This is a genomic window from Chitinophaga sp. sic0106 (genome assembly GCF_019219075.1).
In the GTDB taxonomy this organism is placed as follows: domain Bacteria; phylum Bacteroidota; class Bacteroidia; order Chitinophagales; family Chitinophagaceae; genus Chitinophaga.
Window position 1 is genome coordinate 106482 of record NZ_JAHUWJ010000016.1, and the last position, 20499, is coordinate 126980.

Below are 20499 nucleotides of genomic sequence, written 5' to 3' on the forward strand. Positions count from 1 at the left end.
CGACCTACGGTCGCTGGCCATTGTTGTTAAACCGGGAGCCGAATGCTCCCGGTTTAACAACAGATCTTATTTAGCCGCCTTTTGCAGCAACTGCTTCGCATAACCTTCTCCCCAGTTAGGGTCCAGCTTACCGGCAGGCTTAAACGCTGCATACTTCTGCAATGCCACTTCCAGCAGCGCCTTACCGCCTGTTTTACTGCCACCAAAAGCCTCTGGTGTAAACAACAGCGCCTGGCCCTGTAACAGGTATACACGTGGGTTTTCGGCATTCAGCTTTTTACCTTCTTCCAAAGCCTGCGCTGAAATAGGACCGTATTTTTCGGCACGGCTCATCGGGTCCACCGTTAGGCGGGCAGTTGCTATCAAGGATTTTATACAGGAGATTTCAGAGCTGTTACCCTCCAGTTGCTCCGCCTTGGTAACATCTACTTCTGCCTGATCGGCCAGCGCATCTACCTTACTCTTATCCTGTTGCATTAACGCACTCATTACATTGCAGTAAGCTGCGTAATAATAGGGCTGCCACTGACTTTTTTCTGCACCGGCAATACGTTCAAACAATCCTGCTTTTTGCACCAGTGCATCAGGGGTAAAGGTGGCGCTGCTGTCCAGCTCACCAATGTTTTTGGCCATTGCCTGCTCGTACTGCGCGCTCTGCGCCATGGCTGCCGAAGAAATACCGGCCATTACTACTAACGATAAAAAGAAACGTTTCATAATATTGATTTTTTAGGGAGAGAATTAAAGGTTGTTGATAATATCCTGACGCCTGTCAGTACCGAAGTTCATGAACATGCCCACAAAAATAAATCGCGGTACATTCGGCACAATCTCATTCCGGCGCAAACCATCGGTGCTGTAGCGGTAACCGAAAATCTGTTGCTGATTGAACACGTTAGTTACCTGCACTACCAATATGGTAAAGGCTTTGCGAATAGAGGTCAGGTAACTGACGCTGGCTCCTACGGAATTATAATTAATCGTTTTATCCGTCATAAATTTACCTGCCGGCTGGTTAGGGTTGTAATACGGACGACCGCTCGCAAAGCTGTAAGTAAGGCCAAAGTTGGTTTGAATCTTTGTAACAAAATATTTAGCCACTACACTCGCCGTGTGATTAGCTGCAAAATCCGGTTGTACCCTGTAGGGATAGTTCAGGTAATCCCGCTTGGTATCCAGGTAGGAGTACGACACCCAATAGTCCATGTTCTTCACGGTTTTTCTGTCTCTCCAAAACAACTCGATCCCTTTTGCAAAACCATCACCATTGTTATTATAGTCCGGCACTGTTTTTACGAGATTTTTATATTGCTTGTAAAATACCTCTGTACGGAATGTATAATTATTGCTGAGCAACTGATAGCTGGCAATGTAATGCGTGGCTTTCATGTAGTCCAGCCCGCGATCAAAGCGCAGATACTGTGGTTCCGGCTTCTGGTAATAATCACCATAGGCGAGTGAAAACTGACCGTTATATCCCACTTTATACGCCAATGAAGCCCGCGGTGCAAAGTTCACTTTTCCCAATACGCTGGAATACTCCGTACGGCCTCCGAATCTCCCTGCCAAAGCCGGAGTAAAATATACATCCGCTTCCACAAACCCGGCAGCGTAATTATCCGCATAGTTTGCATTGTATTGATTAAAGGCAGAACGTTCCACGGCATACTGGTATTCCGCCCCCACACGCAGGGCCGAGAAATTGCCGAGTCCTTTGGTAAGCATGAGTTTCGTTTGCGTAAGATCAGAACGTACGCCAATATTGGTTTCTGCCGGATTTTTAGGCAGCGTATCTGTTTTAATTTTATCAGTATTGGTACTGAAAGAAGCACCGGCATAAAGTTTCCAGCCACTACCCAAACTTTCCTTATACGTCAGATTTGTGTAGAAGTTATGGTTTCTTACCTGGTAGGACTCCGTATTACCCGGATATTCCAGGCTGTTGTAGTTAAATCCCATATTGCTCCAGTTTCCATACCCGTAAAATTTAAGCATACCGGTTTTAGAAGTCTTCCTTCTGAAATTGGCGGAGGTACCAATAATTTCCGGGCCGAGGTTCACTTCCTGTTTGGGTTTTACCACATTGAAATAAGGAGCCAGGTTGGTGTAATCCGCTTCCACGCCATAGGACGTTTTCTTGTCCTTCGACAGATTTTCCAGGCCGCCGCTGACGCCGATTACAGATACACCTAATGAAGCCGAAGAACGCGTGGGCAGATCCGTAGATTCCAGGATTAACGCGGATGAAAGGCCCTGTCCGTACTGTGCGGAATAACCTCCGCTGCTGAAAGTTGTGCCTTTAAACAGGAAGGGTGAAAACCTTCCTCTGCCCGGCATATCAGGAGCACCGCTGGAAAAGGGATTTCTTACCAGCATACCATCAATCACGGTTTGTGTTTCGTAACCCGTACCGCCTCTCACAAACAGCCCTTCGCGGTCATTGGTTTGCTGGGTACCGGGCAGTGTTTTAATAGCATTTACGATATCAGCACCAGCACCGGCGGTGGTCACGATATCCAGTGGTTTCAATACGGTATTCTTCTTTTCATCGCTGGCCTCAAAGCTGCCGGCAGCAATGGTTACCAGCTTCAGATCGCGGGCCACATTCTTCAGCACAATATCCAGTTGCTGAGCGGTGGCTGTGCTTATTTTCATTTCCAGTGGCTGATAACCGGCCATCGTTGCTATCAGCGTTTGTTCGCCGGCGGGCGTTACCTGGAAACTGAAGGTACCATCTGCTTTTGTAACAGCACCATCGTAGGAATCTTTTATGGAGATGTTGGCGCCCGCCACCGGGCGTTTTTTTCCGTCAGTTACTTTTCCGGAGATATTTACCTGGGCGGAAAGCCAGGCTGGCAGCAGTACAGCAATAATCAGAATTCGGTTGAACGGTGACATTGTAGGGGAATCATTTTGTTGAATCAAAGGTATAATGGCTGAAAAGCTGCACAAAAAAACGCCTCAGATATTCGGTCAATTTTCACCGAATATTTAAGGCGTTTTACCGACAACGCTATACCAGTAAAGGATTCAGGCGCAAACAATTACTGGTAGCGAGCTTTTTCTCCATCTCTCTGCCGGTGTAAAACACCGGTGAAAATGGTTTGAATTTCTACCGTACCAGTTCTATCCAGCCTTTATATTCTCTGTCACCGTTACCGGTATTGAGTTGGAGAATATAGAAATAGGTGCCTTCATTGAGGCCATTACCATCCCATTCATTATGATAATTTTTGGACTGGTACACCTGGTTACCCCAGCGGTTATAGATGAGCAGCGTGGAGTTTGGATAGCGTTCGATGCCTGGCACTTTAAAGTAATCGTTTTTACCATCGCCATTAGGGGAAATGATATTTGGCAGGAAGATATCATCACCGGTAACCGGTATGGCTTCGGTAGTGTCGTAGTTATTTGACAGGTCGAAGTCTGGCAGCAGACCGGTAACTGCTGCGGCATTTTTAACTGCGCCGGTATTGGTTACCCTGGCTGTTAATGCCATGGTATGCACATCATTTACCTGCATGGCGCCAATGCTCCAGGTGAGTATCCTGCTGGCGGCATCGTAGGTGACACTGCCGGTACTAACCGTAGGTTGGCCGACCAACTCCAGGTTTGCCTGCAGAGTATCCCTTACCGTTACGAGTCTGGTTAGCCTTGGTCCTGCGTTGGTAACAGCTATGTCAAATACAACCCGGTCGCCTACATGCAGGGAGGCTGCTCCCTGATAGGTTTTGGTGAGCCGCAGGTCTGTTTTGTTCTGCTGCGTTACAACTGAGTTGATTACCCTGCTGGAATTGTTGTCCGGTATCGGATCTGTTACCCCGTTTGGCGTCACAATAAAGGCCTGATTGGTTACAATACCGATACCAGTCACCTGACCTTTTATGACAATGATCGCGCTGCTACCTACCGGGAAAGTACCTATTGTAGCACGTAGCTGGTTATTGACAACTGTTAGTTGTACATTACCGGCACCTCCGGAAGTAGTTTCCACACCAGCGCTGATATTTGTTATTCTGGCAGGAATCAGGTCGGTAATCACGGCACCGTCGCCGGCTGCCGGGCCATTGTTACGGGCTATCAGTGTGTAGGTAATAAAGGCACCGTCTTCCAGTTCCAGGTCACCGAGTTTAGTAATCATAAGGTCCGCTACTCTCGTAACGGTAGTTAACACCGTGTTTGAATTAACTACGACGCTACCCACCGCTGCCGTGCCTGTGTTGGAAATCTGCCCGCTGAAGTCAGCCCTGATTCGTGCCGTGATAGTGATCACAATGGCGTTAGTATCTCCCGCAGGTAAATTACCTAATACATTGATAGGCGTATTGGTGCCCACTGCAATACTATTGAGTGTAGCCCTGCCTACAGGGGTAGCTACCCATTTATAGCCGCTGAAATTAGCTGCTGACAATGCATCACCAATGGTTACAGCTGCGCCATCAGTTGGCCCGCTGTTAGTTACCCGCAGCACGTAGGTGATGCTATCACCCGCATTAGCCCTGGCCGGACCTGTTTTCACGGCCTTCAATGCAAAGCTCTTATTGATGGTTGTTACCACCATATTAGAGCGTGCAGTTGTACCATCAGTAGCCTTCACCACGGCCGTATTATTAATACTGGCAGCGGTGGTATTAGCAGGAATACGGCCCGTAACGCGTATTTGTATGGAGTTAGCGGCACCTACCGGTATGGAACCATTTAGGGAGATGTTATTGCCGCTACCGGTACTTGGCCCGGTGATAAACGCAGTTCCTACGCCGGAGGCAGACCAGGTAACATTCGTCAGCAATGCGGGGACTGTATCCGTGATAATAGCACCGTCAATGTTGGAAGTTCCAAGGTTACTCACAGAAATCTGGTAGCTCACAGCCTCCCCGGCATTAGCGGTAGCAGGGCCCGTTTTGGCGATCCCAGGCGCCGCTTGTTTGGTTACCAGCGTGACAACCGCTGCCTGTTGAGAACGGCCTTTTGTATCACGTCCAGTGGCCACGTTTACCAACCTTCCTGTAAATGCCGGATCAATAGTACCATGTACCACAATATGCACGTGGTTACTATCACCCGCAGGCAGTGTACCCGTTACCGTTACATTGTTACCACTTCCGGTTACCGGTGACGTTAACACCGCATTTCCGGAGGTGCTAACCGTCCAGGTTACATTATGAATATCTGGCACTACCACATCAGAGATCAAGCCATTTATCAGGTCACTGGGACCATAGTTGGTAGCATCGATCAGGTAGGTAATTCGGCTGCCGCTGGCGGCTCTTGCCGGGCCGGATTTTGTAAGTTGTACATTTTCATTCTGGGTAATGGCCGTTACCACATGGTCCCTGTCGAGTATCTGGTTACCTTCAGCCACATGGCAAACATTACTGATTACACCAGTATCAGACGGATTCACGGTACCAGTGATGGTTACGGTAATATTATTCTGCGTGCCTACGCCCAGTGTACCATTTACTAAAACATTGTTACCACTGCCGCTGCTGCCGCCGGTAATGGTACCGCCAGTGGCCACAGCACTCCAGGTCACATTACGAACTTTGGCAGGCACCACATCCGTGATACGGAGGCTGTTTAACGGCACATATCCTGTGTTTTGTACCACCAGCGAATAGGTAATACCAGCGCCTGCGGATACTGTATCTGGTCCTGATTTTTGTATGGTCACCTTTGGATCGGAGATCACATTGGTGGCTACCGTGCTGCTATCGATCAGTGCACCTGTTTGTGCCGTGGCCGTGTTAGTGAGCACACCAGAGAAAGTGGTATCTATCGTACCCACTAAGCTCACTAATATTGAATTATTACTGCCCGCTGGTATACTGCCGGTAAAGGAGATGTTGCCGGTGCCTGATAAGGAAGTACCACCATTGATGGTAGCGCTGCCTTGTGCTGTTGCCTGCCAGGCAGCCCCCTGGATGGCGGCAGGAATAATATCACTCACCTGGATAGCCGGCGCATCTGAAGGACCGGCATTGGTTACAACGATGCCATAGGTAGCACGCCCACCTGCATTTGCCTGTTGCAGACCTGTTTTAGTAATGCTTACAGCAGTATTGGAAGCTACAATTGTATTAACAGTATTAGAAGGCACATTTACGCCGTTTACCACACCGACTGCATAATTACTGATAGTGCCGGTAAAGGACGGTGCTACTTTTCCGGTGATGGTCAGCAATATACTATTGGCTACACCGGCAGGCATATCAGCAGTAAAATCAGGGTTCCCTGTTTTGTTGATGACGTTGCCTCCCTGGATGCTGCTCCGTCCATTAGCCCTGGCACTCCAGTGTACATCCTGTAAAGTAGCTGCCAGCGTATCTACTATCCTGATGCCGGTACCTGCTGATGGACCGTTGTTAACCACGGATACACTGTATGTAATCAAGGACCCTGCAGCGGCACTGTCAGGGCCTGTTTTGTGCAGGTCAAGGCCGGCAAAGTTAGACACATTGGTCACCACCGTATCAGTAAGTATGGCTTGGTTCGGCAACTGTGTTTGGCCTACGTTCGTAATAGTACCTGTAAATGCCGGATCAATTGTACCGTGTACATTCACCACGATCCTGCTGGCCGCATTAGCCCTGATATTGGCTGTGAGCACCACGTTACCAGGAATATCAGTAGTAGCACCGCTGGTTATTACAGCACTGTCTTCCGCGACGGCAGTCCACACAGGGTTAAGTATCTGCGCCGGTATAAGATCGCCGATAGTAACGCCGATAGCATCGGCAGGGCCACGATTGATGACCGTGATTACGTAGTCGATTGGTGCGCCAGCCTGTGCAGCAGCCGGACCTGATTTGTTGATGGAAATACCTGCCCGGGTTGTTACCACCGTCTGTACCTGGTTGCTGGCGTAATCGGTACCTCCGTGAGCGGCATGGCCTGTATTCAGGATCGTGCCGGTGAAGTCGGTACGTACATCACCTTCTATAAAAATGCGGGCAATACCACCATCAGACAAGTTAGCCTGCACATTCAACAGGTTGCCTGTACCAGTGGCACCGCTGACGATGGAACCATTGATAGCACTGGCCGTCCAGCTAACGTTGGTGAGTGAAGCGGCGATGGTATCCAGTATAGTAATACCATTGGCAGTAGCCGGACCCGGGTTTGACACCTGTAGCACATAACTCACATGACCGCCGGAAGCAGCTGCATCCGGACCTGATTTAAGGATCTGTAATGCGGTGTTGGCCGATACTACGGTGTTCACCACGGATGTTACCGGCGATGGACCGCTCACACCCGCAGGCAGCGTAGCCACCGCTGTATTAGTGATCACTCCCTGGAAGGCCGGATCCACAGTACCACTAACGGTGATGAATACACTGCCTTGTCTGGCAGGAATAGAAGCATTCAGGGAAATATCTCCACTTCCTGAGCCGGTGGTAACTGTAGCACCATCCTGCCCTACTGCTGTCCACGTTGGATTCAGGATGGCGTATGAAATCGTATCGGCTGTCAGTGCATTTACCACATCAGCCGCACCACCATTGGAAACTGTAATGGTGTAAGTGATGGGCAGGCCCGCCTGCAAGGCCAGCGGCCCTGTTTTATTGATCCTCAGATTTACTGACTTATCAATGTTAGTGACCACTGTGGAGGACTGTGGCGGAGCAGTGCCCAGCGTGGCGGTATTCGTAACCGTTGCTCCCGCTGTAGATAATACAATAGCATCTGCCGTAATAGTAATAACTCCTGAAAGACTACTTCCTACATTCACGGTGGCGGCTATATTATTTTCGGTACCTGTCGATGGAGTGATGGATGCATTACCCGTTGGCACTGCATTCCAGCCTATCACCTGCAAGTCGGCCGGCAAGTTATCCGTAAATGCAATGCCATTCAGGTCAGTCAGACCATTGTTATCAATCGTCATCACATACTGTATAGTATCACCTATATGTGCAAGGGCAGGACCTGATTTAGCCACGGCGCCTCCTACGAATGTGCTGGTAGTGGAGGTAACGGTACTGGTATTATTGGTGAGATTATCGTCCGTCATTCCCGCAGGAGGTGTAACAGTAGCGGTGTTGGTGATACTGGCTGCTACAGCCGGCGTTACTATACCATTGATAGTAACAATGACTGCATTGCCGGCACCGGCGGCAATATTTACGACCAATGATCCGTTTTGGCCCACAATAGAAGGCGACATAGCACTGGCATTACCGGTGGTAGTGGCGCTAGCACTGGTAATCGTAATACCTGCCGGCACCACATCTGCAATAGTTGCACCCAATACATCGGAAGGACCATTGTTGGTCACCTTAATGGTATATGTCACATTTTGTCCGACCCGGATGGTAGCGGGACCCGACTTAGTGATGGCCAGGTCCGCATGTTGGGACACCGCAGTTACAAATGTAGCAACAGCCTGCGGCACTCCTACAGCAATGGCGGAAGCTGTATTGATAATATTTCCCGGCTGTACATCCGGTTTCACGGTGGCATGAATCACTACCTGAATGCTGGCCACATCGGCAGGTAAGTCGCCGGTAAAGGATACATTACCCGTGCCGCTGTTTGCTGATACAGTAGCGCCTGCGCCTGTTGGGGTAGCCGTCCACGTTACATTGGTGAGGCCGGATGGTATTACGTCATTAAACGTATATCCGTATACGTTACTAGGGCCGGCATTGGAGAGTGTAAGCGTGTAAGTAATATTTTCACCGGCAGCGGCCAGTGAAGGCCCACTCTTCGTCAGCTTCATATCAGCCCTGGAAGTAATGGTGGTATTAACATTCGATACTACCGGCAGATTACCGGGAATCGCGCCCACTGCGGTGTTCGTCAGCGTGCTTTGTTGATAGGCCGGGTCCAGCTGGCCACTCACCGTAATAAGAATACGGTTGCCATTACCGGCAGCAATACCAGCAGTAAGATTAATATCACCTGTGCCTGATGTGGCACTCACAGTAGCATTACCAGTGGTGGTAACGTTCCAAACCGGGTTAAGGATACCCGGATTTATTACGTCACCGATATTCATGGTTGGAATATCAGATGGTCCTGAGTTACTCACATTAATGGTATAAGTTACCGCATCACCCGGATGCAGAGCAGCAGGACCTGATTTTTGTAATTGCAGGCCCGGACTATATATCAGGCTGGTGTTTACCGTATCGGTTATTTCGGCCTGGTCCGGTGAGCTGGCTCGTCCAATATTTTGTAGGGTAGACGGAGTGGCATCCGGTTTTACAGTACCACGTACCGACACATAAATAGCATTGGTACCACCGGCATTGATATTCCCGGTAATGTTAACAGAATTACCCGTTCCGGAAGATGCAGAGGTAATTTGTGCATTGCCTGTTACCAATGCATTCCACGTTACATTGATAATATCCGCAGGCACAATATCGGAGATAGTGACGCCAGTTGCGTTACTTGGCCCGGTGTTTCGCACCACGATGCTATAGTTGATTTGCCCCCCTATATTGGCTCTGGTTTGGCCTATTTTGGCCATTGACAATCCAGGTTTACGGTATACTACCGTTTGTGTTTCATTAGAGCTTACCACCGGTAAGCCGGTCATATTTACCAGCGCGCTGTTGGTAATAATTCCGGTAAAGGCAGGATCTACTGTGGCACTGATATTAATGCGGATATAGTTATTAGCGCCAGCACCAATATTTCCTGTTACCAGCAAATTATTTCCGCTGCCACCACCTGATACCACACTCGCATTTCCCGATGAAACAGAGGTCCACGTTACATTTTGCAGGGTAGCAGGTAAGGGGTCGGTAATATTAAGATTAGTAGCATCAGAAGGACCACTGTTGGTCACCAACAAAGAGAAATTGATTATACCGCCTGCGGCCACTGAGTCGGGTGCTGTTTTAACAATTTTTACATTGGGCTTATTCGTTACCGTAGTTACAATGGTATCACTGTAGTTAATGGCATTGCCTGGGGTAAATATGGCGCCAATGTTACGGAATGTACCCGTAAAATCAGGACGTACCGTACCCGCCACATTCACGAATATATGGTTACCTGTATTACCGGGGATATTCCCGGTGATCAACACATTATTGCCCGTGCCTGTTTGGCCTGTAGCAATAGTAGCATTGCCGGTAATACTGGCGGTCCAGGTGACATTAGTGATTTCCTGCGGCACCACATCCTGCAAGGTGATATTATTAGCGTTTGCAGTGGAGAGGTTGGTAGCTATCAATGTGTAATTGATCACTTTACCGGCACTGATGGTATCAGGACCCGTTTTCTGTAGTACCAATGCCGGATTATTCAGGATCAGCGTTTGTACGGTGGATTTCACAGAATCGATATGATCAATAGTTTCGGCTGCTAGGTTTAATACCGTTCCGGCTGCGGAAGGATCAGCAGTAGCATTTATTGTGATCCGTACATTGCCGTTAGATGCAGGAATACTGGCGTGCGTAACCACATTGTTACCTGTGCCGGTAGCACCTGAAATAATGGTGGCGCCGCCACTGGTAAAGGTTGTCCACGTTACATTGATCATTTCTTTTGGTACCATGTCGGAGATATCCACATCTGCTGCATCTGATGGCCCCTGGTTGGTTACATCAATTGTGTACACCACTTTACCACCGGCTACTACCTGCTGTGGTCCTGATTTCTGAATCAGCAGTTGCGGGCGACTCACAATCGTGGTAGCAATCGTATCGCTCGGAACAGCGGTACCACCGCCAGGTGTGGCCATAGCTACGTTTTGTATGGTGCCCTGGAATCCTGGTGCGGACTTCCCAAAGATAAATATATCGACCAGGTTGCCGGCGCCATGAGGGATGTTAGCGATGAGGCTTACATTATTACCGGTGCCGGTGGCGCCGCTGGTAATGGTGGCTGCACCAGCAACAGCTGTAGTCCAGTATACGCCGGTGAGTGTTGCCGGCACTACATCGCTGATAACTACCTGTTGCGCATCAGAAAGCCCCGAATTGGAAACACGAACCAGGTAATTTAGTACCAGGCCCGCTGTGGCAGTATCAGGACCACTTTTTACTACCTGCAGTTTAGGTTGACTCAATACATCCGTAGTGACCACATTGGATGGATAGCTGGTGCCATTGCCGGTTGCAGCCGTTGCCTGGTTGGTGATAGTACCGCTAAATGTCGGGTCTACCAGGAGGTTCACTGTAACATGTATGGCATTACCCGCTCCGGCCTTAATATTACCTACCACTTCCAGCACATTCCCATTGGTAATTACGTTGGTAACGGCTGCACTACCTTCCGTAGAGGTTTTGACTACCATGTTACTTAACATGGCAGGGAATGTATCTTTTAGCATAACAACAGCCGCATCTGAGGGACCCGGGTTCAGGATGGTGAGGTTATAGGTGATTGTACCACCGGCTGCTATGGTGGCAGGACCGGCTTTTACTACCTGTAACTGCGAATTGCTGTTAACAATAGTTTCTACCCTGTTAGAGCTGGTTTGGTCATTGTTCACTGTTACGCGGCCCTCATTGGCGATCACTCCCATCACTGATGGCCTGATGGTAGCAGTAATTGTGATGGTAACGATATTATTTGTACCTGCAGGAATATCTGCTATTACATTGAGCGTGTTGCCGGTACCAGCGGCTCCTGATTTAATAGCAGCTGCACCTACAGCTGTGGCTGTCCAGGATACGTTAGTCAGTGACGTCGGCAAATCATCTGCAATCAATGCATTAACCGCATTGGAAGGTCCGCTGTTAGTGACATTGAGCGTGTATGTAATCACCGCACCTGCATCTGCGGTGGCCGGGCCGGCCTTCACAATGCTTAGCGCAGGTTCATTTTCTACGATAGTTTTGTTATTCGCCTCTTTAGTAGTGCCGTTTGCTGTGGCATAAGCCGTATTGCTCAGGATGCCCGCTGCATCCGGGTTTACGGTACCATTTATTGTCAACACAATCTGGCTACCGGTGCCGGCTGGAATATCCACCGTGGAGCCTATGATGTTTCCTGTACCGGAAGCTGCTCCACCGGCGGCTACTGCTGCGCCTCCGCTGCCAGTAATGCGCCACGATACATTAGTGATGCCGGCAGGCACTGTATCTCTCAATACTACATTTGTAGCATCGGAAGGACCACTGTTGGTGACCGTAACGGTGTAACTGATAGGATCACCTGCCACTATATGCCCGGAGGCAGGACCGGTTTTAAGTATGTTAATACCGGTTTTACTGGTGATCACTGTGTTTACCTGGTTGGAGGAATCTGCGATGCCTCCGGGAGGTGTAACGGTGGCTGTATTGGTAAGCGTACCCGTAGCATCGGCTGCTACTGTTCCTGATATCAATACTGTTAAGGTATTGCCCGAGCCATATGGAATATTGGCATTAAAGTTCACATTACCCGTACCGCTCGCAGGTGTAGCAGTAGCGCTGCCTGCAGAGGTAACTGTCCAGCTTGGAGAGGTAAGCACCGCTGGCAGCAGATCCTGCACGGTGGCATTCACCAGATCAGAAGGACCGGCATTGCTGATCACCAGCGTGTAACTCATTGGCTCACCTGCAGCCACTGAGGCCGGACCAGTCTTTTGTGTGGTAATATCCACGCGGCTTTCCTGGTTATCAATATCCGTAGCGGTATTGCCACCAGGGTTAATATTCGTATAGCCGTCAGGGATAGTAACGGTTGCAGTGTTTACCAACTGCCCGGTATAGTCAGACGGGATAAAAAGTGTATACCTGATCGTTAGCGTGGTTCCTGCCGGAATATCAACCTGCTGGTTGATCTGCCCCAAACCCGAAGAATTTTGGAGGATAGTGGCACTGGAGGTGATGGTCCATAATCCCAGTGTGATGCCTGGAGGGAAAGGGTCTGTAATGGTAGCGCCAATCAGGTCAGAAGGCCCGTTGTTGGTAACTGTGATTGTATAGCTGTTAGCAGTACCCGGGGTATAGGTGAGTTTGTTATCCGTTTTAGTAACTACTACTTCCACTGCCTTGGTTACAGGTGTAGTAACCGAATCTCTTGGGTTACCATTGTTTACTGAACCAGCCGGCGGATACACCGTAACCCTGTTGGTAATGGATGGTTGCTGGTAAGTTGGTGCTATGGCCCCCACAGCAGTGATGGTTACACTTTGTCGTGGTGCCAGTGTTACGCCCGTTACGTTGCCGCTGGCCTGGTCAAAAGTACCCTGGGAAATGCTGCTGCTTTGCAGGATGAAGCCGGTAGGCAAGGTATCTCTGACTATAAATGTTTCATTGGGGTAGATAGTAGAAGGACCGTTGTTGGTAACCACGGCAGTGTAAGTGAGTGCTCCACCCGCTGCTACTGTAGCCACGTTGGCCGATTTATCCACTGCCATATTCAGCACCGGTGGGGTCACACTGATGTACACAACGGCATTATCGCAGGCACCGTGGGAATCACATACCTGGTAGGTAAACTGGTCGGTACCCTGGTAACCCGGTGATGGTGTATAGGTGAAAGTACCGTCCGCATTCAATTGCACGGTGCCATGTAATGGCATGGAAACCGGTGTAGTCGTTACCGTTAGTGGATCATTTTCGAGGTCATAATCATTGGCAACTACATTGCCGGAAACCGGAACATCTCTGGGTGTTGCGTAAAGGTCGTCCACTGCAATCGGCGGATTATTGGGTACAGTGCCGTTGACGGTAGAGGTATTATTGGTCATATCCGGATCAGGCACGCCTGTGGCGGCGCTGGCGGTAGCGGTATTAGTAATGACCGTACCACCAACTGCGGAGGAGTCTACCGTACCTCTAACGGTAATGGATATCTGATTTCCGGGAACAAACGGAATATTGGCTACCGCACTGATATTATTACCATTGCCAGCAACAGGTGTAATGAGCACATTTGCCACGGTGGTAGTCGCATTCCAGGTAACATTGCTGAGTTGGGCAGGTACTACATCCGTAATGGTAACTCCCTGCGCATCAGATGGGCCCAGGTTTTCCACCAGCAGGCGGTAGGTAACGGTAGTGCCTGTACGATAAGTTCCGGCTGCGGTTTTACTGATTCGCACATCCGCCTGGGAAATATATTGCAGTACTACAGTAACTACGGCATTGCCGCAGGCGCCGGTATTGATTGTCCACGTAAGCGTGGCGCTGGTATTGGGCTGCAGCGTTACGGTGGTATTGGGGTCTGTTATATTGGAGATGTTGGCGCTGCCGGCGATCACTGCCCAGGTTCCGGTACCGGTTGCGGGGCTGTTGGCATTCATCACAAAAACACCACTGTTGTATTTAGTTTGGTCCGGACCTGCGGTGGCGGTACCACCGCCGGTAACCACGGTGATGTTCACCGTATCCTGGGAGGAGGGGCAGCTACCGCCCTGGATACGCCATACAAAGGAGTAGGTGCCTGTTTGCAGGTTCTGTATCTCTGTGGTAGGGCTGCCATTATTCAGGATGTTGGCCTGACCCGGGCCGGCTATCTGCGCCCAGTTACCATTTTCATTCTGGCCGGGGGTATTGGCCTGCATGGTGGTGGAGGTGGCGTTACAGATCTGTTGATCCGGGCCGGCATCGGCGGTGGTGGTACCGCGATTTACGCGGATGGTTACCTGTTGTGAGTTGGGCTGACATACGGGTCCGTTCGAGGTGGTCCATACAAACACGTAGGCGCCTTCGATCAACCCTGAAACGGTGGCATTAGGATTTGAAGCATTATCGAAAATAGCGGTATTGGGTCCTGAGGACTGGGTCCACACGCCGGTTCCGGCAGTAGGGCGTTCTGCCTGCAGGGTATACGAGGTGCCGCAGATGGTAGCATCGCCACCCGGGCGGGAAGGCGTAGGTTGCTGCCAGTTAGTGATCAGCACTGTGTCCGACGCGTTGCCACAACCACCGTTGGATACGGTCCATACAAAAGCGTAGGTACCATACTGTAAGTTATTCACATTGGTATTTGGGAAGGTAGGATTGTTGATGGTAGCGGTAGTAGGGCCATAGGCCTGTGTCCATACGCCGGTAACGTTATTTCCCTGGAGGTTAGCCCCACTGTTTTCACAATTATTCTGATCGGGTCCTGCATTAGCCGTAACGGCGTTCGCCACGAGGGTTGTATCTCTCTTTATATTATTACAACCGCCGCCCGAAGGGGCCGCATTACATTCTTCCTGCTCGTTGCCGGGCACCTGGTTATTTGGGTTGGAAGCGTCCGTATCCAGGTCGGTACCAGATCTTATCACGGCTACTTCCACGATGCCAAGGTTTGCCGGTGCGGGCTGGGTGACCAGCACATTAAACACAAAAGTGGCCATCCCATTAGGTGTCAGGGTTATGGAGTCAATATAAATGCTGTTTACCACGCTACCGGTGCCAAAGGAGCCACCACCGGCAGTTATATTTTTACTTACCAGGGAGATGTTATTGACCGTAGTGGTAACACCCACTTGTAATTTAGCGTTGACAGCGGAATCCGGGCCATTATTCCGGATACCTACCTGTATCGTATAGGCACTGTTGACGCAGGCGTTGGTGGGGGTTTCAATGAATGTCACCTCCATATCCATCTGCCGGCGGGTGTCTATCACATCGGTGGTGGAGTTGTTGGCAGTATTATTATCGTTAGGAGTGACAACAGTGGCGGTATTGCTGATGGTATTGGGTGCATCGGAGGCTACTTTTACCGGTATGGTGATAGCGGGGTAGTTGTCACCGCCGCCGCCGATCACGTCTGACCTGGTGGCGGTGATGGTATTGCCGGTGGTGGTAATCGTCCATCCGTTACCGGTAGGTGTACCGGGGATAAGGCCGGTGGGCAGTACATCCGTTACCGTTACCAGGTTGCCGCCTTGTTTGGAGGTACCTACATTTCTTACGGTTAGGGTATACGTACCCGTTAGGCTCTTACGGAGATTGCCGGAATTTGTTTTTGTGATCGTCATATCCGGGTTTTGAGCCATGGTGGCTTGTCCGGAAGCTACAAGAATAGTACAGAACAATAGAATAGTGTAACGCAGTATAAACTTACCCATAAATTGGTTTTTAGGGAGGCAGATGATGCTGGTATGGGAGCAAACAGGTCAGTTGATCTTTAACCATTTAGCAGGGGCTTGGGTTCAAATTCCGTTGATATTTCGCAGTTTACGTTCCTGAACCGAAGGTTCCGGAACGTAAACTGCCCTTCTCCACGCGGCTGAGTGGAGAAGGGCAGTAAAACGAAAAAAGGCTCTCCGGATACCGGAGAGCCTTTTCTATATTATTTTATTCGCTTATGCGAATCTTGGTTTCAGTTCATTTGCGAGTGTAACCATTTTCTTGATACCATCTTCTGGCAGGTTACCTTTTTTGAACTCGAGGAGTACATCTGGCAGGCGAACATCCATTTCGTTCAGAAAAGCTTCTTCGAAAGCGCGTACTTGTTTAACTGGCACTTCGCGGAGCAGACCGTTGGTACCCAGGTAAATCATAGCCACTTGCTTTTCTACAGAGTAAGGGCTGTACTGTGCCTGTTTCAGGATTTCCACGTTACGCTGACCTTTGTCGATTACCGCTTTGGTAGCAGCATCGAGGTCACCACCGAATTTGGAGAAGGCTTCCATCTCGCGATATTGTGCCTGGTCCAGTTTCAGGGTACCGGATACTTTTTTCATGGATTTGATCTGCGCGTTACCACCTACGCGGGATACGGAGATACCTACGTTGATCGCAGGACGGATACCGGCGTTGAACAGGTTACCTTCCAGGAAGATCTGACCATCGGTGATGGAGATTACGTTGGTAGGGATGTATGCCGATACGTCAGACGCCTGAGTTTCGATGATCGGGAGTGCTGTCAGGGAACCACCACCTTTTACCAGGTGTTTGATTGATTCTGGCAGGTCGTTCATCTGGCGGGCGATTTCATCTTTGTTGATGATTTTCGCAGCACGCTCGAGCAGACGGCTATGCAGGTAGAATACGTCACCAGGGTATGCTTCACGACCTGGAGGGCGTTTCAGCAGCAGGGACACCTCACGGTAAGCCACGGCTTGTTTAGACAGATCATCGTATACGATCAGTGCAGGGCGACCGCTATCACGGAAGAACTCACCGATAGCAGCACCAGCGAATGGAGCGTAGAACTGCAGCGGAGCAGGATCAGCAGCGTTAGCAGCTACGATGGTAGTGTAAGCCATAGCGCCTGCTTCCTGTAAAGTTTTCATCACACCGGCAACGGTAGATGCTTTCTGACCGATTGCTACGTAGATGCAATATACTGGCTTACCAGCTTCGTAGAATTCTTTCTGATTGATGATGGTATCGATACAGATGGCAGTTTTACCAGTCTGACGGTCACCGATTACCAGCTCACGCTGACCACGGCCGATAGGAATCATAGCGTCGATCGCTTTAACACCTGTTTGCAGTGGTTCTTTTACTGGTTCACGGAACAGAACGCCCGGTGCTTTACGCTCCAGTGGCATTTCGTACAGTTCACCAGTGATAGGGCCTTTACCATCGATTGGCTGACCCAGGGTATTTACTACGCGACCAACCATACCTTCACCTACGTTGATAGATGCGATTTTTTTGGTACGACGTACTTTATCACCTTCTTTAATACCTGTTGATTCACCCATCAATACCACACCTACGTTGTCTTCTTCCAGGTTCAAAGCGATTGCCTGAACACCGTTACTGAATTCAACCAGCTCACCGTAACCTACGTTACCCAAACCGTAAATGCGGGCAATACCATCACCCACCTGCAATACTGTACCTACCTCTTCCAGGCTCGCATCAGCATTGAAGTTGCTTAACTGCTGGCGTAATATCGCCGAAATTTCATCAGGTTTAATATCAACCATAATTATGCTTTTTAAAAAGAGTCGTTAGAGTAATTGATTGTAACGACAACAGCTTTGCGTGTACGCAGCGGCTGCTGTATTATTAGCGTATCTCTGATACGTAAATGTTCTTTGTGAATTGTTGTCTGAGGCCATTCAGTTCGTTCTGAATAGAAGCATCATACAACTGATCTCCAGCTTCCAGTACGAAACCACCGATCAGCTCAGGTTTAACCTTTGCTTCCAGCTGTACCTGCTGTGTACCGTCAGCCACGCGCTGTTTGATCATATCCAGCGTTGCTTGTTCCATAGGAACGGCGGTAGTGATTTTTACAGTAGCAATGTTTTTGATCACATTGTACTGTTTTCCAAATTCCGCGGCAATTTCAGGCAGGTTGCTTTCGCGGCCTTTATTTACCAGCAATTTGATGAACAGCTGTGTAGTTGAAGATACACGGCCATTCAGCACTGCGTCCAGGATTTTCAGTTTCGCATCCGCCTTAATGATCGGGCTTTTGAGTAACAGCACCAGGTCGCGGTTTGTTTTCATCACCTGTTGTAAAAACAGCATATCGTTATGCACTTCTTCGAGCTGATTCTTTTCCAGAACCAGGTCAATCAATGATTTTGCATACCGGGATGCTAAACGGGGATTCTGCATATCGCTTATAGCTTTTAGCCTTCCACCAGCTGTTTGGACTGATGAACTGCCTTATTCTTAATTCAATTTGATTTCCTGTGCCAGTTCTTTTACATAACCTTCCTGTGCTGATTTATCAGAGAGTTCTTTTCTCAGGATTTTCTCAGCTACTTCGATAGCAAGGTTACCCACCTGGTTTTTCACTTCCGTTAACGCAGCCATTTTCTGACTTTCGATAGCGGCATATGCTTCAGAGATGATCTTTTTAGCTTCCGCCTGTGCTTGGGTCTTAGCTTCGCCGATGATCATATCTTTTGCATCCTTAGCTTCTTTCAGGATTTTACTTCTTTCTGCTTTTGCTTCAGCCAGTACATGTTCATGTTCTGCCTTCATCTGCGCCATTTCTTCTTTCACTCTTTCTGCAGAAGCGATAGAATCAGCAATAGATCCTTCCCTTTCTTTCAGCACCGCCAGGATTGGAGTCCAGGCAAATTTCTTCAGGATGAGGAATACAATAACGAAGATTACAAAGGAGATGATAAATAAGCCGACCGCTGGTATCAACAGATCCATATTACGAGGATTTAATTTTTTTGTGTTTGTAAAGATTACTGCATCCATTGCCCTGTGCGCCGGATGCAGTAAAGAGTTTGGCCTACATCACAACAGCCAACAGACCAGCGATTACACCGAAGAGAGCAACACCCTCAACCAGCGCAGCAGCCAGGATCATGTTTGCACGGATGTCGTTTGCAGCTTCTGGTTGACGAGCGATAGATTCCAGCGCGCTCTTACCGATGTTACCAACACCCATACCAGCCGCGATAGCAGCGATACCAGCGCCGATTGCACCACCAGCTTTAGCTAAACCTGAAGCAGACGCAGCAGCTTCGTTAGCAGCCTGCAATAAAACAGTCAAAAGTGCCATAATGAATATGTATTTGAATTAAAAATTAACTAATTGATTAGTGGTGTGCACCATGTGCATCATCATGACCACCTTCCATCGCCTGACCAATGAATACTGATGTCAGCGTAGCGAAGATGAACGCCTGGATAAACGCTACCAGCAATTCCAGCATCATCATTACGATGTTGAACAGAATAGTGATAGGCAGGAAGCCATAACCAGCCACTGCGCTGATGCCTCCAAATATAAATACCAGAGAGATAATGCTCAGAATGATAATGTGACCCGCCAGGATGTTGGCAAAAAGTCGGATAGCCAGGGATACCGGCTTGGTGAACACACCAATCAGCTCCACGGGAGCCAGGATGATTTTCACACCACCAGGAACCGGAGGGTTAATAATGTGACCCCAGTAGTGCTTGTTGGAAGCAAACAGAATCGCAATGAAGGCAATGATAGCCAGCGCCGCAGTTACTGCAATGTTACCGGTTACGTTGGCAGAACCTGGTAACAGACCCAACAGGTTGTTAATCAATATAAAGAAGAATACAGTCAGAATAAATGGCGTGTATTTGTCCGCCGCTTTACCAGGAATGTTAGGTTTCACCACCTCATCTCTCATGAAAATGATTACCGGCTCAATCAGACCTTGGAAACCTTTAGGCGCTTTCTTGCTGCCACGGGTTTTATAGGCCTTCGCCACACTCAGCATCATCCATACTAACAGGATAGCCGCAATGATCATGGAAGTGATATTCTTGGTAATAGAGAAATCGTAGATTTTTTCACCGGTTGGATTGTCATTCGCATCCACCGCAATGATAGTTCCGGTAGCGAATTTCTCGCCCAGACCCTTCTCTTCCAGGTAGTGCTTGGTAACCAGTTGATAACCATCATGGGATTTATGACCATGCTCGAAAGCAGAAGACATAAAAGATGAAGTACCACGAACCGGATTGTAAATGATCACAGGTAACGGAATAGTTACAGGAGTATGCTCATTGAGATCCATAATATGCCAATCGTGGGCATCCTTCACGTGACCCAGGATTACTTCCTTCGCATCGAAAGGTTTTTTAGCCGCCGGTGCACCAGCTTCCTGATGCTCAGCGCCATGGCCACCTTCATTGTTTGCAGCTGCAAAAGAAGAATTACTAAAACCGTGAAGGCCTAAAACCATCACAAGTGCTACCATACTAT

At 49.1% G+C, this 20499-nt stretch carries 8 protein-coding genes; all 8 read right to left on the bottom strand.

The window, feature by feature from the left end:
- Positions 1-66: 66 nt before the first annotated feature.
- On the bottom strand, positions 67-717 hold the full coding sequence (locus KW844_RS21495) for a hypothetical protein (RefSeq protein ID WP_218378843.1): 651 nt from the start codon (positions 715-717) through the stop codon (positions 67-69).
- A gap of 24 nt (positions 718-741) precedes the next feature.
- On the bottom strand, positions 742-2898 hold the full coding sequence (locus tag KW844_RS21500) for a TonB-dependent receptor (protein ID WP_218378844.1): 2157 nt from the start codon (positions 2896-2898) through the stop codon (positions 742-744).
- A 214-nt stretch (positions 2899-3112) separates the two neighbouring features.
- Positions 3113-15955: a gliding motility-associated C-terminal domain-containing protein gene (locus KW844_RS21505; protein WP_218378845.1), complete on the bottom strand. Its 12843-nt coding sequence runs from the start codon at positions 15953-15955 to the stop codon at positions 3113-3115.
- Between the two features lie 237 nt (positions 15956-16192).
- Positions 16193-17770, bottom strand: a complete 1578-nt coding sequence (atpA, locus tag KW844_RS21510; protein WP_218378846.1) for a F0F1 ATP synthase subunit alpha — start codon at positions 17768-17770, stop codon at positions 16193-16195.
- An 82-nt stretch (positions 17771-17852) separates the two neighbouring features.
- On the bottom strand, positions 17853-18410 hold the full coding sequence (gene atpH / locus KW844_RS21515; RefSeq protein ID WP_218378847.1) for an ATP synthase F1 subunit delta: 558 nt from the start codon (positions 18408-18410) through the stop codon (positions 17853-17855).
- A 57-nt stretch (positions 18411-18467) separates the two neighbouring features.
- On the bottom strand, positions 18468-18962 hold the full coding sequence (gene atpF, locus KW844_RS21520) for a F0F1 ATP synthase subunit B (RefSeq protein ID WP_218378848.1): 495 nt from the start codon (positions 18960-18962) through the stop codon (positions 18468-18470).
- A gap of 82 nt (positions 18963-19044) precedes the next feature.
- Complete coding sequence (gene atpE / locus KW844_RS21525; RefSeq protein ID WP_073084048.1) at positions 19045-19317, bottom strand: ATP synthase F0 subunit C; 273 nt, start codon at positions 19315-19317, stop codon at positions 19045-19047.
- 37 nt (positions 19318-19354) lie between these two features.
- A complete protein-coding gene (gene atpB, locus KW844_RS21530; protein WP_255578569.1) occupies positions 19355-20494 on the bottom strand; it encodes a F0F1 ATP synthase subunit A in 1140 nt (379 codons plus the stop codon).
- Positions 20495-20499 lie beyond the last annotated feature (5 nt).